17 protein-coding genes are annotated in these 21,423 nt (G+C 70.0%); 16 read left to right on the top strand and 1 reads right to left on the bottom strand.

The window, feature by feature from the left end; translation table 11 throughout:
* Positions 1-60 precede the first annotated feature (60 nt).
* The 16 genes from Q0M60_RS07495 (at position 61) to astB (ending at position 20,818) form a co-directional block, all read left to right on the top strand.
* Positions 61-891 (top strand): flagellin, encoded by an 831-nt coding sequence (locus tag Q0M60_RS07495; protein WP_296817885.1) that lies wholly within the window; start codon positions 61-63, stop codon positions 889-891.
* Between the two features lie 137 nt (positions 892-1,028).
* A complete protein-coding gene (locus tag Q0M60_RS07490) occupies positions 1,029-1,265 on the top strand; it encodes a hypothetical protein (protein WP_296817883.1) in 237 nt (78 codons plus the stop codon).
* 139 nt (positions 1,266-1,404) lie between these two features.
* Positions 1,405-2,235 (top strand): flagellin, encoded by an 831-nt coding sequence (locus Q0M60_RS07485; protein ID WP_296817881.1) that lies wholly within the window; start codon positions 1,405-1,407, stop codon positions 2,233-2,235.
* A gap of 324 nt (positions 2,236-2,559) precedes the next feature.
* Entirely contained in the window at positions 2,560-5,217 is a 2,658-nt protein-coding gene (locus tag Q0M60_RS07480; RefSeq protein ID WP_296817879.1) for a transcriptional regulator, read from the top strand.
* 55 nt (positions 5,218-5,272) lie between these two features.
* Positions 5,273-5,923: a hypothetical protein gene (locus tag Q0M60_RS07475; protein ID WP_296817877.1), complete on the top strand. Its 651-nt coding sequence runs from the start codon at positions 5,273-5,275 to the stop codon at positions 5,921-5,923.
* A complete protein-coding gene (locus Q0M60_RS07470) occupies positions 5,923-6,354 on the top strand; it encodes a hypothetical protein (protein WP_296817876.1) in 432 nt (143 codons plus the stop codon). The genes Q0M60_RS07475 and Q0M60_RS07470 overlap by 1 nt, the downstream gene beginning before the upstream one ends.
* 87 nt (positions 6,355-6,441) lie before the next feature.
* Positions 6,442-6,912 carry a single-stranded DNA-binding protein gene (gene ssb / locus Q0M60_RS07465; RefSeq protein ID WP_296817874.1) on the top strand — a complete coding sequence of 157 codons (471 nt, stop codon included), beginning with the start codon at positions 6,442-6,444 and terminating at the stop codon, positions 6,910-6,912.
* Positions 6,913-6,995: 83 nt separating this feature from the next.
* Positions 6,996-8,735 carry an ATP-binding protein gene (locus Q0M60_RS07460; protein WP_296817872.1) on the top strand — a complete coding sequence of 580 codons (1,740 nt, stop codon included), beginning with the start codon at positions 6,996-6,998 and terminating at the stop codon, positions 8,733-8,735.
* A gap of 58 nt (positions 8,736-8,793) precedes the next feature.
* Positions 8,794-9,063, top strand: a complete 270-nt coding sequence (locus tag Q0M60_RS07455; protein WP_296817870.1) for a hypothetical protein — start codon at positions 8,794-8,796, stop codon at positions 9,061-9,063.
* Between the two features lie 99 nt (positions 9,064-9,162).
* Positions 9,163-10,932 (top strand): autotransporter assembly complex family protein, encoded by a 1,770-nt coding sequence (locus Q0M60_RS07450; RefSeq protein WP_296817868.1) that lies wholly within the window; start codon positions 9,163-9,165, stop codon positions 10,930-10,932.
* Complete coding sequence (locus Q0M60_RS07445) at positions 10,929-15,176, top strand: translocation/assembly module TamB domain-containing protein (RefSeq protein ID WP_296817866.1); 4,248 nt, start codon at positions 10,929-10,931, stop codon at positions 15,174-15,176. Before Q0M60_RS07450 ends, Q0M60_RS07445 begins: the two co-directional genes overlap by 4 nt.
* Before the next feature lie 18 nt (positions 15,177-15,194).
* On the top strand, positions 15,195-16,448 hold the full coding sequence (locus tag Q0M60_RS07440; RefSeq protein WP_296817864.1) for a hydrolase: 1,254 nt from the start codon (positions 15,195-15,197) through the stop codon (positions 16,446-16,448).
* On the top strand, positions 16,448-17,458 hold the full coding sequence (locus tag Q0M60_RS07435; protein WP_296817862.1) for an arginine N-succinyltransferase: 1,011 nt from the start codon (positions 16,448-16,450) through the stop codon (positions 17,456-17,458). Before Q0M60_RS07440 ends, Q0M60_RS07435 begins: the two co-directional genes overlap by 1 nt.
* Positions 17,455-18,924: a succinylglutamate-semialdehyde dehydrogenase gene (gene astD, locus Q0M60_RS07430; RefSeq protein WP_296817860.1), complete on the top strand. Its 1,470-nt coding sequence runs from the start codon at positions 17,455-17,457 to the stop codon at positions 18,922-18,924. The genes Q0M60_RS07435 and astD overlap by 4 nt, the downstream gene beginning before the upstream one ends.
* Complete coding sequence (locus tag Q0M60_RS07425; protein ID WP_296817858.1) at positions 18,921-19,475, top strand: endonuclease domain-containing protein; 555 nt, start codon at positions 18,921-18,923, stop codon at positions 19,473-19,475. The genes astD and Q0M60_RS07425 overlap by 4 nt, the downstream gene beginning before the upstream one ends.
* Positions 19,476-19,477: 2 nt before the next feature.
* A complete protein-coding gene (gene astB / locus Q0M60_RS07420) occupies positions 19,478-20,818 on the top strand; it encodes an N-succinylarginine dihydrolase (RefSeq protein WP_296817899.1) in 1,341 nt (446 codons plus the stop codon).
* A 193-nt stretch (positions 20,819-21,011) separates the two neighbouring features.
* Here astB and Q0M60_RS07415 read toward each other — a convergent pair.
* A partial coding sequence (locus Q0M60_RS07415) for a creatininase family protein (protein WP_296817856.1) occupies positions 21,012-21,423 on the bottom strand: 412 nt, incomplete at its 5' end.

The raw sequence follows: 21,423 nt of genomic DNA, 5'->3' as shown, positions 1-21,423 counted from the left end.
AGCAAAACGCTCCCGGTAGTCAAAATGACGCCGGACACCTTGAAAGAAGGACCACGTGCCATGGCGCTGAACAGCGTTAACACGAACGCCGGGGCGATGATCGCCCTGCAGAACCTCCAACGCACCAACTCGGAACTCGCGACCGTCCAGGACCGGATCAACACCGGTCGCAAGGTCAACAGCGCCAAGGACAACGGCGCCGTCTGGGCCATCGCCCAGTCGCAGCGCGCCGAGGTCTCCTCCCTGAACGCCGTCAAGGACTCGCTGCAACGCGGTCAGTCGGCGGTCGACGTGGCCATCTCGGCCGGCGAATCCATCTCCGACCTGCTGATCCAGCTGAAGGAGAAGGCGCTGGCGGCGAAGGACACCTCGCTCGACACCGCAGCCCGCACCGCCCTGAACGAAGACTTCAAGTCGATCCGCGACCAGATCGCCAAGGTCGTCTCGAACGCCGAGTTCAATGGCGTCAACATGCTGAAGTCGGGCGGCACCACCTTCAAGGCCCTGGCCAACGCCGACGGCTCCTCGACGATCGACGTCGCGGCCGAAACGCTGAAGCTGTCGGGCGCCAAGGTGACCATCACCACGACCGAAGTCATCGACACGGTGACCAAGGCGGGTGCGGCCCTGACCAAGATCGACGCCTCGATCGCCAACGTCTCGGCGTCGCTGGCCCGTCTGGGCACGGGCTCCAAGTCGCTGGAGACGCACCTGAACTTCGTCTCGAAGCTGCAGGACACCCTGGAAGCCGGCGTCGGCAACCTGGTGGATGCGGACCTGGCGAAGGAAAGCGCCCGCCTGCAGGCCCTGCAGACCAAGCAGCAGCTTGGTGTTCAGGCCCTGTCGATCGCGAACACCTCGAGCTCGATCCTGCTCGGACTGTTCCGCTAACGCCGGAAGGGGGCGGCTCTGGCCGCCCCCGACCCGGGCCCTGAGGCCCGTTTCAGGAGGCGCCCCCGGGCGCATTGGAGATGCCTACGGATGTCAGAAGATTGGGGGCTGTATCGACCCAGACGGTAGTCGCCCCGATGACCACGAACGCGTCCGGCCCCGACACCTCGGACCGCCGCCGCGCCACCGAAGAGGCCGAACGCCTGGCCCGATACCGCCTCATCATCGAGGGCGGTCCCGACGCCGGGTTCGTCTACAAGAACGTGGACCGCCTCACGGGTGAGATCGTCAGCCAGTACCCCCGCGAGGAGGTGCTCAAGCTGAAGTCGGATCCCGCCTATTCGGGTGGAAAGGTCATCGACACCACCGCCTAGAGCCGAGCGCTCCACCCCGTTTTTTTCCACCGCGCAGGGCCGGGCCCGCGCGGATCAATGCGTTGCGACCGCGTTAACCATACGTGCACGACTCGCCCAATAGCCTCGCATTACGCAAAACCGCGGGGGACCTCGGGTCATGTCGACCAGCGTTCACACCAACACCTCGGCGCTCGTAGCGCTGCAGAACCTGAACAAGACCAACGACAAGTTGGCCGACGTCCAGAACCGGGTGAACACCGGCCTGAAGGTCCAGGGCGCCAAGGACAACGCCTCGGTCTGGGCCATCGCCCAGGGACAGCGCGCGGACGTGGGCGCGCTCGGCGCGGTCAAGATGAGCCTGGATCGGGCCAGCTCGATCACCGACGTGGCGCTCGCCGCCGGCGAAACGATCTCCGACCTGCTGAACCAGTTGAAGGAAAAGGTGGTCGCGGCCAAGGACGCCTCGCTGGACACCGCGGCGCGCAATGCGCTGAACGCTGACTACAAGGCCATCGTCAAGTCGATCCGGGACGCCATATCGAACGCCGAGTTCGACGGGGCCAACCTGCTGGACGGTTCGGTCGCCTCGATTCGTTTCATCGCCAACGCCGACGCGGATTCCTTCATCACGCTGCAGGCCAAGAACCTCACCATGGGCGGGGCCATCCTCGAGGTGACCTCCACTTCGTCGATCAACACCCTGACCAATGCGACCAACGCGCTGACCGCGCTGCAGGACTCGATCACCCAGGTGAACGCGGCGCTCGGCGAAATCGGCTCGCAGGCCAAGCAGATCGAGCAGCACAACCGCTTCGTCTCCAAGCTGATCGACTCGCTGGAGACCGGCATCGGCAATCTCGTGGACGCGGACCTGGCGCGGGAAAGCGCACGCCTTCAGGCGCTTCAGGTTCAGCAGCAACTAGGGGCGCAGGCGTTGTCGATCGCCAACACGGCGCCGCAGATCATCCTGTCTCTGTTCCGCAGCTAGCTCGCGACTGAAGCGAACTAGTGGGCCGGACCGATCTGGACCCAGGCCCGCCGTCGCGGGGCAGGCTTGGGCGCGAATCCGTACAGGGCGAGCACGTACATCAAGGCGTTACGCAACGAAGTCATCTCGACCTCCCTGGATCCGATCGTTAACGCCGGACCCTCGTTGTGCGTTCCATCCGCATACCTACGTTAGACCGAGTCGCCTGGGAGGCGAGCGAAACAGCGGTTTCTTGAACAGCTTTCCGCCGTCTGGGGATGAACGCTTAAGGCTTTCGTAGGCGCCAGCCGCGACTCTTGCGGTCGTAGGAGCGGCGGCCAGGCCTTGATCGACAACAGCTATCTGCTCGGACTGTTCGGCGGCGGCTATCTGCCGTCCGCGGGCGGCGTGCTGTCCGGATCATCCACAGCCTCAAAGACGCCGACCGCGCCCTGGTCGACGCGCGCAACTCCGCCGGAACCCGACGCCCTGGTGCGTGCAGCGCTTGGCGGCCGGGACTTCATCGATCTGAGGGCCCCCCGTCTGGACGTGAAGGACGCGGCCGAGGACTACCGGCGTCTCTTCGCGCTCAATCAGGGGCTCACTACCCTGAACGCCCTCGTCAATCGCGCTGACACCAAGGGAATCACCTTCGGCGAGCTCGGCCGGCTGGAGAAGGCATTTCAGGCCGGCCTGACCGAGATCTCCCAGTTCCTGAGCGACGACCCCTTCGAGTCGATCCGGGTGGCCAAGGGCGCCTCGGCTTCGGAGGCCAAGGGGAAGGTCGGCGCGCCCCGTTCCGACAACAGCTACGTCACCAAGGCCCTGCACGCTGGTGACCCGGACCTTCCGGCCGCCGCGCTGGAAGGCGACGTCCGCTTCACCATGACGGTACGCAAGCTGTCGGGCGACGTAGACGTGAACATCGACCTGAATGACATGGGTGCGACCCCGCGCACACTCAGCAACGTCGTCATCCATCTCAACGCACAGCTCGAGGCCGCTGGGGTCCAGACTCGTATCGCGCGCGAAAAGCTGCCGTCCGAGCCCCGCACGATCACGGTGTCCGGCAAGTCGGTCACCCTGCCGGCCGGACCCGACCGCTATGCCCTGAGGGTCAAGGGTGTGTCGGTCGAAACGCTGTCCTTCTCCGCCGCGGACCGGTCCGACGGGGTCTTCGTCCTGCAAGCGTCCGGCGCGGCCGGCACGCCCGAGCTATCGAAGTTCACCACGGACACGGGCGTGACCGGGGCCGGAGCGCCGGCCGCACAGTCGGGCGTCGGCGACACGCTCTGGGTCGAGGGCCGGAGCCTGCAGACTCCGCTGGCCGACGGCCTGAAGGTCAAGGCGAGCGCGTCCGGCCCCGACGGATCCCTCTATGTCCTGGCCGAGGCCACCGCGGCCGTCGACGGCCAGGCCATCAAGGGCGGCCGGGACGCGGTCCTGATGAAGTACGACTCCGCCGGCAAGGTGGTCTTCACCCGCACCCTCGGCGCCGCCGACCAGGCCTCGGCCAACGCCATCGCGGTCTCGGCCGACGGCAAGGTCGCCATCGCCGGCTCGGTCACCGGGGCTCTGGACAAGGGCGTCTCCGGCGTCGACGCCCGGCTGAGCGACAGCTTCGTCACCGTTTTCGACGCGGAGGGCTCCGAACTCTGGTCCCAGAGACGGGGAGCCAACCTTGAGGATGAGGCGCTCGGCGTCGCCTTCGGGGACGACGGGGCCGTCTACGTCGCCGGGCGATCCCGCTCGGCGATGACCGGCGGTGCGCCGGTCGGCGGCTGGGACGGCTACCTCCAGGGCTTCAGCGTCCAGGGTTCGGCGACCTTCGTGAAGCAGTTCGGGACCACCGCCGACGACGCCGTCTCGGCGCTGGCTGTGGCGGACGGGGCCATCGTCACGGCGGGGGTCGAGAACGGCCAGGCGATCCTGCGGCGCTTCGAACTGCAGCCGGCCGGCGCGCCGGTTCTGGCGCAGACGCGCGATCTCGGCGCCCTTTCGGGATCGATCGCGGGCGTGGCGCTGGACGCAGGGCGGGTGCTGCTCACCGGCACGACCCGCAACGCCGCCCTCGACGCGGGAACGGTGACCTCGGGCCACTCGGGTGGCTCGGACGCCTTCGTGGCGCGCCTCGATGACAGCCTGGTCGCCGACGCCGCTGATCGCCTGACCTTCGTCGGCGGGACCGGAACGGACGGCGCGTCCGCCGCCACCGTGTCCGGCGGCAAGGTGTGGATCACCGGCCAGACCAACCTCCAGGGGACCGGCGACAAGCAGACGGCCACCGGGTACGTGTCCCGCGTCGACCCGGAAACCGGAGCGGTGGAATGGACCCGGGACTTCGAGGCGACCGGGGGCCTGGTCGCACCGATCTCGGTGGCCGTCACATCCGGCGCAAGCGTGCTCGACCGCCTGGGTCTGCCGCAGGGCGAGATCGACTTCTCGCCGTCCAAAAGCGTGGTGGACGCCACCTCGGCCCGCGTCGGCGATCAGCTGTTCGTCGATCGCGGCGGGGGCCGGCTGAGACCCGTGACCATCGAGGCGCGCGACACCTTCGCGAGCCTGGCCCGCAAGATCGCCATCGCCTCGGACAACCGCCTCAAGGCCGAGGTCGTGAAGTCGGACAACCGCGACGTCATCCGCATCTCGCCGCGCGACGAGCGCACGGCGGTCGAGATCGTGGCGGGTCCGGCCGGACGCGACGCGCTGGAGGCGCTGGGCCTGTCGCAGACGCTGGTGCGCCCGGTCACCGGGTCCGCGGACGGACGCGATGTCTTCGCCCTCAAGCTGCCGGCCGACCTGTCGCTGCGGGACAAGGCGGCCATCAAGTCGGCGGGGGAGGCGATCCAGGCGGCCATGAGCCAGATCCGCTCCGCCTACCGGGCTCTGGCCGACAAGGATCGGCCCGCCAGCGCCCGGATAACCGGCCAGGCTCCGGCCCATGTGACCGCCCAGATCGCCAACTATCAGGCTGCCCTGTCGCGACTCACAGGCGGCGGTTGACGGCGAGGCCGTCGCCCGCCTTATTGCCGCCTCCCCACCGGCGCGGAATGGCGGCATGGCCTCGGACAATCGACTTGTACTCATTCTCGGCGGCGCCGCCGCCATCCTGGCGGCCGTCGTCATCGCACTGCTGCTGACGGGCCGGGACGACGGACCGGCCGAACCGCCGCCGGCTTCCAAGGGCGGACTGCAGCTCGACGTCACAGACCCGCAGCCCGTCGGCCCGGACCAGCAGTTGCGCTGCTTCGTCGATGGGCGCTTCGTCGGCATGGCGACCCTGTCGGACTGCGCCCAGCGCAATGGGGTCGCCTCGCAGGCCCTGGACGTCGGCCTGGATTCTTCCGGCCAGCTGACGGCCGTGCCGTTCGCGCCCCCGCCGGAGCTTCCGTCGCTCGTGGACGACGAGCCTGTTCCTGCCGAGGTCGTTCAGGCGCCTCCGACGCCTACCCCCGCCTCGGGTCCCACCCAGCGCTGTCTGCGCCACGCCGGCGGCGAATGGCGCGACGTGGGCGAGCTGACCCTGAACGCCTGCGTGCAGCAGCTTTACTCCGGCCGTTGTGAGCAACTGGGCGGCGCCTCCTACGGACGCTGGGGCGCGACGACGCTGCGCCTGGTCCCGGGACGTGTCGAACAGGCCCCGGACAACACCAACTTCCGCACCCTGGTCCAACAAGGCCGGGACTGCTCTCTCGGCGAGGTGCGCTGATGCGTCTGGCTCTGCTTGTCATGGCCGCGGGCGCGGTCACCCTGTCGGCCTGCCAGGAGCGGGTCCGGATCCCCGACGGCCCGCGTGGCACCTGCTGGCACGTGGCGCGCCTCGAGGACGGCACGGTTCGCTTCAATCCGTTGCCCGACCCCCAGCCGAACATGGAGAATTGCGCCGCGCGCCTCGAGGAGATGCGCGTGCGCTTCCTGCGCATGGGCGGCACCCGCCGCGAGGTCATGGGCGCCTATGGCGACCAGTTCCTCTTCGTGAACGGCGCGGGCGTTTCCCTGTCGCGGTCTCTGGACGGCGGGCGGTTCACGGCCCTACGTCGGACCAACGACGGGCGCCTCGCGATTCCCGGTGCCTTCGAGCTCCCGCCGGGCACCACCCTGCCGGAGCCCGGCCAAACGGATGAGGCCGAGGGCTCGTAAGGGTTGATTGACCCCCGGCGCGCCGGAACATAATTAGAACATTGCCGACCGCCGAAGGCGTGGGGCGAGACCAGAAGGAGGGCCGCGATGGCCGGCAGCGTCAACAAGGTGATCCTGGTGGGCAATCTCGGGCGGGATCCCGAGATCCGCACCCTGAACTCCGGCGACCGGGTGGCCAACCTGAACGTCGCCACCTCCGAGTCCTGGCGCGACAAGTCCTCGGGCGAGCGCAAGGAAAAGACCGAATGGCACCGGGTCGTGATCTTCAACGAGAACCTCGTGAAGGTCGCCGAAAACTATCTGAAGAAGGGCTCCAAGGTTTACATCGAGGGCCAGCTCGCGACCCGCAAGTACGAGCAGAACGGCGTCGAGAAGTACTCGACCGAGATCGTGCTCCAGCGCTTCCGCGGCGAGCTGACCATGCTCGACGGCCGTGGTGAGGGCGGCGGAGCCTCCTCGGGCGGGGACGACTACGGCGATTTCGGCGGTGGCGGCGGACCGGCTCGCATGTCGGGTCCCAAGCAGGACTTCCCGCTGGATGACGACATCCCGTTCTAAGTCGGCGAGTCGACCTTAGCTTTACCATAAGGTCACCCGGCCTTAACTCGGACCCCGCTACGTTTCCGTTAGGGGAGGTCCGGATGACTCAGCCGAACGGATACGCCGTCATGGGCGATGTGCGCGCCAGGGAGCTGCGCACGCGGCTGGCGCTCGGCGTCTTCCTCGGCGGCGTCGGCTGGCTCCTGACGCCCGGCTGGTTCCCGTTCGCCTGGTTCGCGGCCATGTGCGCGGCTCAGGCCGTAGACTGGTGGGTGTTCCGGCCCGTGCGCCAGAATCCGTACCAGGAGCCGAGCAGGGCGCGGATCCGCGCCTGTATGGCCTCGGCCGCCCTGAACACCGCCGTCTATTCGGCCATCTCGGCCTACACCTGGACCTATGGCGGCGGGCCGGGCCAGCTGTTCGCCTACACGGCCATCGCCGGCGGGCTGCTGCACGTCTCGATGCACATGCATCACGCCCGGCCCGTGCTGATCGCCGCCGCCGTGCCGCACGCGCTGTATTTCCTGGGCCTGCCGCTCGCGACCATGATCATCAAGGGATACGACGCGGCCTCGTCCCTGGCGGTCAGCCTGGCGGGCGTTCTCTATATCGCGCACCTCATCGTCGCGGTGCGGCAGTCCTCGGCGACCAACCGGGCCCTGCGCGGCGCCAATGACGCGGCCGAAGAGGCCCGCGCCCGCGCCGAGCGCGCCAGCGCCGCCAAGTCGGACTTCCTGGCCACGATCAGCCACGAGATCCGTACGCCGATGAACGCGGTGATCTCGGCCGGCCACCTGCTGCGCCGCACGCCTCTGACGCGCGACCAGCGCGAACCAGTCGACATGCTGCTCAACGCCGGCGACGTCCTGATGGGCCTGCTGAACGACGTGCTGGACGTGGCCAAGATCGAAGCCGGCAAGATGGAGCTGGAGACGGCCGAGATCGATCTGCACGATCGCCTAACGGGCCTCGCTCGCCTCTGGGGCGCCAAGGCCGAGGAGGCGGGCGTCGAGATGCGGTTGCACATCACGCCCGGAACGCCCGAGCGCATCCGCACCGATCCGCTGCGGTTCCAGCAGGTCCTGTCCAATCTGCTTTCCAATGCGGTGAAATTCACCGAGCGGGGCGAAATCACCCTGTCGGCCGGCGTGGAGGGCGAGACCCTGTGGTTCGAGGTCCGCGACACGGGCTGCGGCGTGTCTCCTGAAATGGCCGAGCGGCTGTTCGGCCATTTTGAACAGGCCGAGGTGGGCACGACCCGTCGCTACGGCGGCACCGGGCTGGGCCTGGCCATCAGCCGCAAGCTGGCCGACCTGATGGGCGGCACGCTCCGGCTCGCGCCGCACGAGGGGCGCGGCTCGACCTTCCGGTTCGAAACCCCGTGGCTGGCGGCGGAGGCCGCGGCCCGTCCCGCGGTGCTGCAGGCGCAGGCTGCGCTGACGTCAGGCGGATCGCGCCGCGTGCTCGTCGCCGAGGACCATGAGGTCAATCGCAGGATTCTGGCTTTGATGCTGGAGCCGGCCGGTTATGAGCTCACCTTCGCCGTCGACGGCGGCCAGGCCGTGGAGACGGCCAAGAGCCAGGCCTTCGACGCCATTCTCATGGACATGCAGATGCCGGTCATGGACGGGCTGCAGGCCGCTGGACGCATCCGGGCCGGAAACGGGCCCAACGCGGCCACGCCGGTCATCGCCTTGACCGCCAACGCGCTGGATCACCACCGGGCCGCCTGGGCCGCGATCGGGGTCAGCGCCTTCCTGACCAAGCCGATCAATCCCGAGGCCCTGTTTTCGGCGCTCGGAAGCGCGGTCGAAACACGGCGAGCCGCGGCGGCCGCCTGACGGGCTTTTCGGGGTCCCGGGGGCGCGCTAAAACCGGTTCAAACGACGAGGTGCCCGCATGCGCAACCCACTGGTTCTCATCGCCGCCGTCGCGGCCGCCGGGCTCGGCCTGTCCGCCTGCGACATGACCGCAACGGACCGCGAAGAGGATGTAGCCCCGCCGCCGCCGGTCGAAGAGCCGGTAGTCGAGGTGGAGGAGGAGGAAGAGGCCCCCGCCGAGCCGACCGACGCGACGCCGCCCCCGCCCGCGCGCGATACGGGCGACATGGGCGAGGCCCGGCCCAGCGAGGAAAGCGTCCAGCCCGACAGCGAAACGGTCTTCTACTAGGCGGTCAGGGCGGGCCGCCGGGAACCCAAGCGCTCAGCCAGGGTTCCTGACCAAGCGCCGCTGTTCGGAAGGGGCCGCGTGCCGTCACGCCCAATCTTGATGTCTGTCCTGGTCCTCGCGGCCATCGCCGGGGGTTCGACCGCGTGGGCGGAGCCGCGCGCCCAGGTCGCCGGCGATCTGGACGAAGACCTGCGCGAGCGGATCGAGGAGGCCATCGGCGAGGTCGATGACCCGCCCGCGAACCGCTTCCAGGCCCGCCGCCGCGCGCGCGCCGCCGCCGAGGACGCCATGGCCGTCCTTCGGTCGGAAGGATATTACGGCGCGACGATCGAGGACGACATCGAGGGCGAGGCGCCCCCGACCCCCGTGATCCGGGTCACGCCCGGTCCCAGATTCCTGGTCAGCGACCCCGACGTGGTCTGGATCGACCCGCCGCCGGAGCCGGACGTCGCCACGGACGCGGTGGCGGCGCTCGACCTCGAGCCGGGCGAACCGGGACGCGCGGCCGACGTCATAGCGAGCGAGGGCCGCGTGATCGCGCGCCTGTCCGAGCTGGGCTATCCGGACGCCGTCGCCGGCGATCGCCGGGTGATCGTGGATCACGCCGCCTCGACCCTGCAGCCGACCTTCCGCATAGCGGCCGGAGAGCCCGTGCGCCTGGACGGGGTCCTGCTCAATACGCTTGGCCGGACAAATCCGCGCTGGGTGGAACGGCTGGCCCCCTGGTCGGCCGGCGACCGCTATCGGCCCGACACCGTCGCGGAACTGGAGCGGCGGCTTCTGGAAACGGGGGTCTACGACAGCGTATCGGTCGCCCTGGCGCCCGGCGATCAGGAGACCGAAGACGGCCTGCGCCCCGTGATCGTCGCCCTGAGCGATCAGCCCAGCCGCGTCCTGGAGGCCGGAGTCGGCTATTCGACATCTGAGGGCGCGGGCGTCGACGCCGTCTGGACCTGGCGCAACCGGTTCGGCCGGGCCGACACCCTGAGATACGAGGCGCGGCTGGCCGAGATCGACAGCCGCCTGGGCGTCTCCCTGAGCCTTCCCCACTGGCGCCGGGCGGGGCGCACCCTCACCCTGTCCGCCTTTGCCGTTGACGAGGACACCCGCGCCTATGACCGCCGGGCCGCCGGCGCCAGCTTCGCGCTGCAGCAGCGGTTCGCGCCCACCTCATATTTCTCCTACGGCGTGGCGATCGAGGGCGGCCAGTATGAGGAGCTCGACCCGCGTTTTCTGGTTGATCCGCCCGTTCCGCTGGAGCGGAACCTGGCCATCCTGACGCTGCAGGCGGGCGCGAACCTCGACTATTCCAACGACCCCCTCGACCCCTCGCAGGGCTGGCGGCTGAACTTCGACGTTCAGCCCACCGCGGTGACCGGCGACGACAGCCTCACCTTCCTTCGCGCCGTGGCGCAGGTCAGCGCCTATGTTCCTCTGGACGAAGAGGGAACCTCGGTGATCGCAGGCCGGGTGCGGCTGGGCTCGATCATCGGCGGGGATGAGAGCCGTGTGCCCAGCGACCGGCGCTTCTATTCCGGAGGCGGCGGCTCGGTGCGCGGCTTCGAGTACCAGGGCGTCGGACCGCGATTTCCGAACGGCACGCCGGTGGGCGGCTCATCGCTCTTCGAGACCAGCGTGGAATACCGCCGGCGCATCCGAGGGGCTCTGGGCATGGCCGTGTTCATAGATGCGGGCTCGATCGGCGATGAGCCGACCCCGAACTTCTCCGATATTCGCTACGCCGCCGGCGTGGGCGTCCGCTACCACCTGCCGTTCGGCCCGATCCGCGCCGATATCGCCGTGCCGATCAATCCCCGGGACGGCGACGCGGACTTCCAGGTCTATGTCAGCATCGGACAGGCGTTTTGAGCCGGCGCCGGCCAGGCAAGGCGCCCGAGGCCGCGGCCGAAGCCAAGGCGGAGCGCCGCGCGCGCGGCGTGCTGTTCTGGACCCTGACCTCAGTCGCCGTCCTCTTGGTGGTGGCCTTGGTGATCGCGACCGCCGGCCGTCTCGCCGTCCTGACGCCGGCCGGCCGTGACCTCGTCACCAGCTTCGTCGCGGGCAAGAGCCTTGGGCGGTACGGTCGCATAAATGTCGAGGGGCTGAGCGGCGACCTCTGGGACGATTTCACCCTGGAACGCGTCACGGTCACTGACTCCGAAGGCGTCTGGCTCGAGGCGCGCGAAGTGCGGGTGGACTGGTCCTATTGGCCGCTGCTCGTCCGCCGGTTCCATGCCGACATGATCGAGGCCGAGACCATTCGCCTGATCCGCCGTCCGCAGCTGGAGCCCCGCGTCACGCCCCCGGGGCCGCAGCCCCTGACGGTCGAGATCGAGGCTTTCGAGGCGGATGTCGAGCTGCTCGAGGGCTTCAGCGAGGAGTATGGCCGCTGGCGACTGGAGGGGGACGTCGTCCTCGAGCGGCGCGGCCGCAAGGCGGGACGGATCAACGCCGCCAGCCTGTCGCGGCCCGGCGACTACCTGCGGGCCGACTTCGAGACCGCGGGCGACGGCGGCTTCATCGGCGGTGAGCTCGAGGCGCGGGCGTTCGAGGCGCGTGGCGGCCCGATCGCCGGCGCGCTGGGCTATTCGCCGGACCAGCCCTTCCGGGCGGACGTGGATGTGCGCGCTCAGGCCTTCGACGTGCGCGTCCGCACCGGCGAATATGAGCCCATCCGCGCGCAGGGACGGTTTTCGGCCGAAGGCGGCCGGGGTTCCGGTTACGTCAGCTTCCTTGGATCGGACCTGCTGGCGCCATTCGCCGAACGGCTTGGGCCCACGGCCCGTTTCGGTGTGGCGCTGGTCCCGATCGAAGGCCGCGAAAGCGAGTTCGGCATCGGTTGGAACTTGGCGGCGGAAAACATCCGCGCCCGCGCCCGTGGGGCCGTCGATCGGTCCGGCGCCTCTGCGGATTCCGGCCTGACCCTGAGCGTCTCGACCCCATCCCTGTCCCGGCTGGTCGGTCAGGACCTCGCCCAGGCGGCCACGGTCGAGGGAGTCTGGCGCGGATCCGCCGACCGCTGGAACTTCGCCGGCGACGTGACGGCCTCGGCGGTCGACGTGTCGGGCTACGGGCTTCGGCAGGCGTCCGGCCCCGTCCGGCTGACGGCCCGAAACGGGCGGATCGCCCTGGAAAGCCGTTTGGCGGGCGAGGGCGGTTCGGGAGACAGTGTGCTGGCCCGGATGCTCGGCGCCCGGCCGTCAGCCTTCATCCGCGCGGCCCGACTGCCGGACTCGCGCATCCTGGTCGAGCGCTTCGATCTCGACGGCGCAGCCCTGGACGTCCATGCGACGGGCTCGCGCGGCGCGGGCGGCCGTCTGACCGCGGAAGGCTCGGCCCGCATCTCGGACGTCTCGGCGGTGCGCCGGCAGGCGTCCGGCGCGCTGGACCTTGAATGGCGCGCCTCGCATGAGCGGGGTTCCGAACTCTGGGGCCTGTCCTTCGAAGCGGCCGGCCGTCGCCTGGAGACCGGCTGGGGTGAACTGGACCGGCTTCTGGGCGCATCGCCTCGTCTGACCGGGGAGGGGGCGCTCGGCGGGGGCCGGATCGCGGTTTCGCGGGCGTCGCTGACGGGCGCGGCGGGACGGTTGAACGCGCAGGGTCTCATCGGCCTCGGCGGCCGCGATGTCCGGCTGGCGCTCGACTGGGCGGCGCGAGGCCCGTTCGGCGTGGGACCCATAGAAATCGATGGCGCCGCCAGTGGACGGGGATCTCTGACCGGCACGCTCGGTCGGCCGACCCTGGACCTGATCGTCGAGTTCGACGCACTGGAGGCTGGCCCCCTCAGCCTCGCGGACGCCCGCGTCACGCTCACTTTCCGGCGGGGCGACGACGCATCCGACGGTCGGGTCAGCATCACGGGCGACAGTAACTATGGTCCGGCCCGGGGTTCGTCCCTGTTCCGCATCGCGGACGACGGCGTCAGCCTGACCGACCTGGACGTGAACGCCGGCGGCGTGGTCGCGCGGGGCGCCATCGCCCTTCGTGGCCGGACGCCGTCGAGCGCCGATCTGGTCTTCGAGGCCCGCCCCGGCGCCTTCCTGGCGGCGGGTACGGCCCGCGGCGTCGTGCGCCTGACAGACGGGCCGGCGGACGCCGCCGCCTTCGTCGACGTCACGGGTCGGGGGATCCGGTTTTCGGCCTCCAGCTACACCATCCGCACGCTGAACCTTCAGGGGCAGGGGACCCTTTCGCACCTCCCATTCACCCTCCAGGCTGATGTCGGGGGGACGTTCCCGGTTTCCTTCGACGGTGCGGGCGTCTATTCGCGCACCGACGAGGCCCAGACCGTCACCCTCCAGGGCGCGGGCCGGGTGCGCGAGGTCGCCTATCGGACACGCTCGCCCGCCGTCCTTGCCCTGGCCGACGGCGGCAGGGTCGTCCGCGTGGATCTGGCGATCGGCGGCGGCGTGCTGGACGGCTCCCTTCGCCAGGACGCGGACGCGGCCGTCATCCGCGCCTCGCTCCAGGGGGTCGACCTCCAGTCCCTGTCGCGCGACCTGGCCGGACGGATTTCCGCAGAGGTGGACCTCAGCGGCACGGGCGAGACGCTCGCCGGGACGCTCAATGCGCGGCTGGAGAACGCCCGCAGCCGCGACGCCGGGGCGGACATGGACATCGACGCCCTGATCCAGGCGACTCTCGGCGACAATCGCCTCGCCATTCGGGCCGAGGCCTCCGACGCCGGCGGGGTCCGCTCGGAAGCTGTGCTCAACCTGCCGGTGACGGCCAGCGCGGCCCCGCTCAGACTGGCGGTCAGCCGGACCGAGCCCATGAGCGGCGAGGTCATGCTGCAGGGGCAGATTCGTTCGATCTGGGACCTGGTCCTGGGTGGGGAGCGCAGCCTGTCAGGGATCGTGGATGGCCGCGCCACGCTCGGCGGCACCATCAACGCGCCGAGCGCCGACGGTTACCTCAACATCTCCGATGGCCGGTTCGAGGACGGCGTCACCGGCCTGACGCTCGAGGGCCTCACCCTGAGGTCGGAACTCAACGCCGAGACGGCCCGGATCGTCAGCTTCCAGGCGACGGACGGCCGCGGCGAGGACGCCGGGCGCGTCACGGGCTCGGGCGTGCTTGGCCTTCGCCTCGGGTCGGCTTCGAACCTGACGCTGCAACTGACGGATTTCAGGGTCGTGGACACCGATCTGGCCACGGCCAGGGGGACGGGGACGCTGCGGGTCAACCGCGCGGAGTCGGGCGCGATCACCCTGGCTGGCGATCTGAACGTCACCGAGGCGGTCTTCTCGGCGGAGGACCTGCCCAACAGCTCCCGCGTGGTCGAACTCGACGTCATCGAGATCAATCGCCCCGGTGGTCTGGAGGACGAGACCGAGGAATCCGAGGAAGAGGCCGAGGCGCGCCGGTCCAACTCCGCCATCCGACTCGACATCGGCCTGAGCTCGGACGGCGGCGGCGTGTTCGTCACCGGCCGCGGTCTCGATGTCGAACTGGCCCTGAACGCAGAGGTCGGCGGCTCGCTGGCCTCGCCGGTGCTCTCGGGAAGCGCGCTGGTCGTGCGCGGTGACTATCAGTTCGGTGGACGGCGCTTCATCTTCGAACGGGGCGGCAGGATCAGTCTGTCGACGAATCCCGAGCGAATCCGGCTGAACCTGACGGCCACGCGCGAGGATCCGACCCTCACCGCGCGCATCCGGGTCACCGGAACGGCGGCACGTCCGATCATCACCTTGACCTCAACGCCGCAACTGCCGCAGGACGAGATCCTGTCGCAGGTCCTGTTCGGGCGATCTGCCTCGCAACTGTCGCCTATCGAGGCCGCCCAGCTGGCGTCGAGCGTGGCGGCCCTGGCCGGCGGCGGGGGCTTCGACGTCATCGGCAATCTCAGGGAATTCGCCGGCCTCGACCGGCTGTCCTTCGGCGGCGACGCGTCGGGCCTGACGGTCGCGGGCGGGAAGTACATCGGCGATGATCTCTATTTCGAGGTGATCGGCGGCGGCGCCGAAGGGGCCGCGGTTCAGGTCGAGTGGCGCGCGCGGCGCAACATCTCGGTCATCTCCCGTGTAGGAGGCGAAGGCGAAGCCCGCATCTCGGTGCGCTGGCGCCGCCAGACCGACGACGGTGGCCGGCGCCGGTTGGACCGCGAGGACTAGGCAAGCTAAACCGCGCCCATGCGGATTCTCGCCGAAGACCAAGCCGTGCTGGATCACCTCGCCGCACGGGACGCGGAGATCGTCGGCCGCGCCGTCAACTGGTGCGCCATCAACAGCGGCAGCCGAAACCTCGAAGGCCTTGAGCAGCAGCTTGAGGTCCTGCTGGTCGAGGCCGCCCGCACCCTGCCGTGCCAGGTCGAACGCGTCGCGCTCGCGCCCAGCCAGGAAGTCGGCGACGACGGCCTGCTGCGCGATCAGCCGCACCCGCCGTCCCTGCGCCTGACCATGCGACCCGAGGCGCCGACCCAGGTCGTGATGACCGGCCACTACGACACCGTCTATCCGGCCTCCAGCCTGTTCCAGAGCGTCGAGCGCCGCGCCGACGGGGCGCTGCACGGTCCCGGGATCGCCGACATGAAGGGTGGGATCAGCGTGCTGATGGCGGCGCTGGAAGCCTTCGAAACCCACCCCGCGCGCGAGGCGGTCGGCTGGACGGTGCTGATTTCCCCTGACGAAGAGATCGGTTCCCTGGCTTCGGCCCCCGTCCTGGCCGAACTCGGCCGCACGGGGCACCTGGGCCTGACCTATGAGCCGGCCATGCCGGACGGCTCGCTCGCCGGCGCGCGCAAGGGCTCGGCCAACTACCATCTGGTGGTGAAGGGCCGCTCGGCCCACGCCGGCCGCGCCTTTCACGAGGGCCGCAACGCCGTCGCCGGCGCCTCGGCCATCGGCTGGGCCCTGCATGGGCTGAACGGCCGGCGCGAGGGCGTGACCGTGAACCTCGGGCGCATCGCCGGCGGGTCTCCCTCGAACGTCGTTCCGGACACGGCGGTGATCCGGTTCAACGTGCGCGTGCCGGACAAGGCGGCCGCCGACTGGATCGAGGCGGCGGTCGCGGACATCGTGGCCCAGCCCCCGTTCGAGGGCCTGACCCTGCATCTGCACGGCGGCTTCACCCGCCCGCCCAAGCCGCTCGACGCCTCCCAGCAGGCGCTGATGCAGGTCGTGACCGAGGCCGGTGGCCTGCTCGGCCAGCCGATCGCCTTCAAGTCCTCGGGCGGGGTGTGCGAGGGCAACAACCTGCACGCCGCGGGCCTGCCCAACATAGACACCCTGGGCGTGCGCGGCGGGGACATCCATTCCGAGGCCGAATACGCCTGGCCCGAGAGCTTCGTGGAGCGGGCGCAGCTGTCCGCCCTGATCCTGTGCAAGATCGCCTCGGGAGAGGTCGACGCCCAGGCCCTGAAACGTCTGCGACTGGAGACGCTGTAATGCTGGTGGTGCGGCCCGCGGGGCCCAAGGATTATGACGCCCTGCTGGAGCTGGCCCGCGCCTCGGGGCCCGGCTTCACCAGCCTGCCCGAGGACGAGCCGACCCTGCGCGGCCGCCTGGACTGCTCCAAGGCCAGTTTCGAGGACTCCATCGACCGCGAGGGCCAGTGGTTCGTCCTGATGCTGGAGAACGGCGAAACCGGCGAGATCGACGGCATCGCGGGCGTGAAGACCACCGTTGGTATCAAGCGGCCCTTCGCCTCCTTCCGGCGGATGAATTTCTCGCACTATCACGTGTCCGACGACCTCAATGTCCGCGTCGACCATCCGGCCCTGATGTGGGTCAACGAATGCCGCGGCTGGAGCGAGGTCGGCTCACTGTTCCTCAAGCCGGACCGGCGGGCGGGCGGCGCGGGCTCGCTGCTGGCGCGCTCGCGCTACATGCTGATCGGCGCCCAGCCCGAGCGCTTCTCCGACTGGGTTCTGGCCGAGCTGCGGGGCGTCTTCGATGCGAACGGCAAGTCGCCCTTCTGGGAGCATGTGACGTCCAAGTTCTTCCCGATGGACTTCGACAGCGCCGACGAACTGTCGGGGTCCGGCGACGGCCAGTTCATCTTCGACCTGGCGCCGCATCACCCTCTCTATGAGAATCTGATGCACCCCGAGGCGCGCGCCGCGATCGGCCAGGCTCACGCGGAGGGCGTTGCGGCCAAGAAGCTGCTGGAGCGCGAAGGCTTCCGTGAGATCGGCCTGGTCGACGTCTTCGACGCCGGTCCGACCATGGCGGTCCAGCGCGACGCCATCCGCACCGTGCGCGAGGCGGTGATCCGGCCGGTGCGCATCTCCGACGCCCAGGACGGGGACCCGCAGCTGCTGTCGACCAATTCGATCGCGGGCTTTCGCTGCACCCGCGCATCGGCCGAGCTGGTTGACGGCGTTGTCGACATCTCCGCCGACACGGCCGAGTTGCTGAAGGTCAAGGAAGGCGACCTGATCCGGGTGATCGCATGACGAGGCACAGCTTCATCGGCGGCCGCTGGGTCGCGGGCGAGGCTGCGGCCTTCGCCTCCATCGATCCGGCCACGGGGGAGGCCGTTTGGAACGGCCGGGCCGCGTCCGCCGAACAGGCGCGCGACGCCGTGCTGGCCGCGCGCGACGCCTTCCCCGCCTGGGCCGCGCTGGAGCGGCAGGACCGCATCGACATCCTTCGGCGCTACAAGGCCGAGCTTCAGGCCCGCGCCCCGGCCATGGCCGAGGTCATCAGCCGAGAGACCGGCAAGCCGCTGTGGGAGACCCGGGGCGAACTCGCCTCCATGGCGGGCAAGGTCGACGTCTCCATCCGCGCCTACGCCGAACGCACCGGCGAGCGGACGACCGAGACCGCCTTCGGCCAGGCGACCCTGCGCCATCGTCCGCACGGCGTGGCGGCGGTGCTTGGCCCGTTCAACTTCCCCGGCCACCTGCCCAACGGCCACATCGTCCCGGCCCTCCTGGCCGGCGATACGGTCGTCTTCAAGCCGTCCGAGATGACCCCGTGGACCGGCCAGCTGATGGTCGAGGCGCTGGAGGCCGCGGGCGTGCCCGCCGGTGTGGTCAACCTGGTCCAGGGCGCGCGGGAGACCGGCGCGGCCCTGCTCGACCAGCCGATCGACGCCCTGATGTTCACGGGCTCCGGGGCCGCCGGCGCTCACTTCCGGCGCAAGTTCGCCGACGATCCGCACGTGATCCTGGCGCTGGAGTTGGGGGGCAACAATCCGCTGGTGGTCTGGGACGCCGGCGACGACGCCGAGGCCCTGGCCTCGCTGGTGGTGCAGTCCGCCTTCATCACCACCGGCCAGCGCTGCTCCTGCGCGCGGCGCCTGATCCTGCCGCAGGGCCCCGAGGGCGACCACATCCTGGAGGCGCTGGCAGCCCTGTCGCGCCGGCTGGTCATCGACCGCTGGGACGCTGATCCCGAGCCCTACATGGGTCCGTTGATCTCGGTGCGAGGCGCCGAGGAGGCGCTCGGCCGCATGGGCGAACTGGCCGACCGCGGAGGCCGGATCATCCTGCCCTGGGGTCGGGTCGACACCGCGCCTAGCGCCGCCTTCGTCTCGCCGGGCGTGCTCGATGTCACGGGCGTCCAGGTCCCCGACGAGGAGATCTTCGCCCCCTTCCTGCAGGTCCGCCGCGTCGGCTCCTTCGACGAGGCGCTGAAGGCCGCCAACGACACGCGTTACGGCCTGTCCGCCGGACTGCTCAGCAACGACGCCGACCTCTGGGCCCGCTTCAGCCGCGGGATCCGCGCCGGCGTGGTCAACTGGAACCGGCCGACCACGGGCGCCGCCGCCGACATGCCCTTCGGCGGCCTGGGCGCCAGCGGCAACCACCGCCCCAGCGCCTACTACGCCGCTGACTACTGCGCCTATCCGGTCGCCAGCTTCGAAGCCGACGGGGTCCGTTCGGTGGTGGGCGAGATGAAGGGCCTGAGGGCGTGAGCGACGTGCCGGAAGAGTACGACCGCTTCGTCTCGCCGTCGCGAATCAAGCCCGGCGGCCAAAGGAGGGCGCGCGGCATGCGTGCCGAACCGACCTGGACCGAAGCGAGACTCTGGCAGGAGCTCCGCCGGCTGCCCATTCGTGTCCGTCGGCAGGCCCCGATCGGTCCATACGTGGTCGACTTCGCGTGCCTGCGCGCCAAACTGGTCATCGAGGTCGACGGCGGCGTTCATCAGCTTCCGCAGGTCGCGGCGCGGGACATTGAGCGTGACGCTTGGCTCACCGGGCAAGGCTTCTATGTCTTGCGCATCGACAGCCAACGTATCCCTGCCGAGCTCACCGCCGTCGTGGAGGAGATCGCTGCGGCGATCGCCCAGCGGGTCCCCCTTCCCCTCGAGGGGGAAGGGGCTAGGGGATGGGGTGGAGGCAGTGAGCAGCCGGACGAGGCGCGTGAGGCGCGGACGGTCCGCTCTCGCCGAACCGCTCTCGACCTGAATCATCCTGCCACCACCCCCTCCCAACCCTCCCCCCTCGAGGGGGAGGGCTCATGAAGATGACTCAAGCCTACGAAGCCAACTGCGACGGCCTGGTCGGGCCCAGTCACGCCTACGGCGGTCTTTCGCCGGGCAATATCGCGAGCGCGCTGAACCGGGGCGAGGCCTCGGACCCGCGCGGCGCCGTGCTGCAGGGCCTGGCCAAGATGAAGAAGCTGGCCGACCTCGGCGTGCCCCAGTTCGTCCTGCCGCCGCATGAGCGGCCGAACGTCGGCTGGCTGCGCGGCCTCGGCTTCTCGGGCTCCGACGGCGAGGTCCTGGCCCGCGCCTGGGAGGAGGCCCCGTCCTTCGCCGCCGCCGCCAGCTCCGCCTCCGCCATGTGGGCCGCCAACGCCGCGACCGTGACGCCCAGTCCCGACAGCGCCGACGGCCGACTGCACCTGACGCCCGCCAATCTGGTTTCGAACCTGCACCGCTCGCTGGAGGGCGAACAGACCACCCGCGCGCTCCGGGCGCTCTTCGCCGATCCCGACCATTTCGCGGTCCACGATCCGCTGCCCTCCGTCGGGCACCTCTCCGACGAGGGCGCGGCAAATCACGTGCGCCTCTGCGCCGACCACGGCGAGCCGGGCGTGAACCTGTTCGTCTGGGGGCGCGAGGCCTTCGAGGCCTGGCCGAACCCCGACTTCCCCGCCCGCCAGACGCTGGAGGCCAGCCAGGCGGTCGCCCGCCGCCACGGCGCCGCCCGCGCCGTCTTCGCCCGTCAGGGGCGGGCCGCCATCTTCGGCGGGGCCTTCCACAATGACGTGGTCTGCGTCGGCACGCGCGAGGCCTTGCTGTTCCACGAGCTGGCCTTCGAGGACAAGGCAGGGACGCTCGACGCCATCCGCCGCGCCGCCGACGGCCTGTTCGAACCGGCCTTCCTGGAGATCGCCGAGGCCGACCTCCCGCTGGCCGATGCGGTGAAGTCCTATCTCTTCAACTCCCAGCTTCTGAGCCTGCCAGGCGAGGACCGCCTGACCCTGCTGGCCCCAACCGAGACCGAGGAGAACGAACGCGCCCATGCGGCCGCCCAAGGCCTGGCCGCCTCCAACGGTCCTGTCGGCAGGGTCGAATACGTCGACGTGCGCCAGTCGATGCGCAACGGCGGCGGCCCCGCCTGCCTGCGCCTGCGCGTGGTGATGACCGAGGTCGAGCTCGCCGCCGCCAACCAGGCCCAGCGCCTGACCGAGGGCCTGCACGCGGCCCTCAGCGTCTGGGCCAGCCGCTGGTACCGCGACCGCCTGACGCTCGCCGACCTGCGCGATCCGTCACTACTCGACGAGACCCACGGCGCGCTCGACGACCTGACCTCGATCCTCGAGCTGGGCTCGGACTTCTACCCCTTCCAGCGCGCCTAGCCTCACATCCTCGCCCCGTCAGGGGAGAGGAGGGCCCCGCCACGCTGAGCGGAACGCGAAGCGATTGGCGGGAGGCGAGGGAGGTGGCGCAGGCCTCAGCCACTACCCTCATCTTCCGCGCGGACCTTCGGCGCGACGCGCCTCCGGTGCGCGGAGCCTTCTTCTCCCCTGACGGGGAGAAGACTGACGTTCGCTACGGCTGAACCTCGTCCGAGAAGGCCTTCACATCGGCCAGCAGGGCCTCGACCGAGGCGTCGATGATGCGCTGGCCCTTCTCGGGGCTGGCCTGCATCGGGTCCGAGCCGATGCGGCCATCGGGGAAGCGGGCGCGGTAGTCGAGCGCGTCGCGGATCGGGCCGACCGGGGCGATCCTGGGCTGATAGTCCGCGGTCTTGATGCGGTCCGGATAGGCGGCCTGGGTGACCGCGATCTCCGAGGGGGTGGCGTGCATGCCGTGGCCGGTCGGGAACATGCCGTTGCACAGCGAGGTGACGCCCGGCAGGTCCCACCAGTTGCGCAGCTTCAGCATGAAGGGGCAGCGCTCCTCGGCGAAGGACCATTCGGCGTAGATCTCGGCGAAGGCGGCCTCGATGGTGGCGACGTTG

Source organism: Brevundimonas sp. (assembly GCF_024711105.1).
GTDB lineage: Bacteria > Pseudomonadota > Alphaproteobacteria > Caulobacterales > Caulobacteraceae > Brevundimonas.
This window is presented reverse-complemented; position numbering and strand designations above follow the sequence as displayed.

Excerpts from the sequence above, each read along its gene's own strand:
- Q0M60_RS07495 (WP_296817885.1), top strand. The coding sequence starts at position 61 with ATGGCGCTGAACAGCGTTAACACGAACGCCGGGGCGATGATCGCCCTG.
- Q0M60_RS07490 (WP_296817883.1), top strand. The coding sequence starts at position 1,029 with ATGACCACGAACGCGTCCGGCCCCGACACCTCGGACCGCCGCCGCGCC.
- Q0M60_RS07485 (WP_296817881.1), top strand. The coding sequence starts at position 1,405 with ATGTCGACCAGCGTTCACACCAACACCTCGGCGCTCGTAGCGCTGCAG.
- Q0M60_RS07475 (WP_296817877.1), top strand. The coding sequence starts at position 5,273 with ATGGCCTCGGACAATCGACTTGTACTCATTCTCGGCGGCGCCGCCGCC.
- Q0M60_RS07470 (WP_296817876.1), top strand. The coding sequence starts at position 5,923 with ATGCGTCTGGCTCTGCTTGTCATGGCCGCGGGCGCGGTCACCCTGTCG.
- ssb (WP_296817874.1), top strand. The coding sequence starts at position 6,442 with ATGGCCGGCAGCGTCAACAAGGTGATCCTGGTGGGCAATCTCGGGCGG.
- Q0M60_RS07460 (WP_296817872.1), top strand. The coding sequence starts at position 6,996 with ATGACTCAGCCGAACGGATACGCCGTCATGGGCGATGTGCGCGCCAGG.
- Q0M60_RS07455 (WP_296817870.1), top strand. The coding sequence starts at position 8,794 with ATGCGCAACCCACTGGTTCTCATCGCCGCCGTCGCGGCCGCCGGGCTC.
- Q0M60_RS07450 (WP_296817868.1), top strand. The coding sequence starts at position 9,163 with ATGTCTGTCCTGGTCCTCGCGGCCATCGCCGGGGGTTCGACCGCGTGG.
- Q0M60_RS07440 (WP_296817864.1), top strand. The coding sequence starts at position 15,195 with ATGCGGATTCTCGCCGAAGACCAAGCCGTGCTGGATCACCTCGCCGCA.
- Q0M60_RS07435 (WP_296817862.1), top strand. The coding sequence starts at position 16,448 with ATGCTGGTGGTGCGGCCCGCGGGGCCCAAGGATTATGACGCCCTGCTG.
- astD (WP_296817860.1), top strand. The coding sequence starts at position 17,455 with ATGACGAGGCACAGCTTCATCGGCGGCCGCTGGGTCGCGGGCGAGGCT.
- astB (WP_296817899.1), top strand. The coding sequence starts at position 19,478 with ATGACTCAAGCCTACGAAGCCAACTGCGACGGCCTGGTCGGGCCCAGT.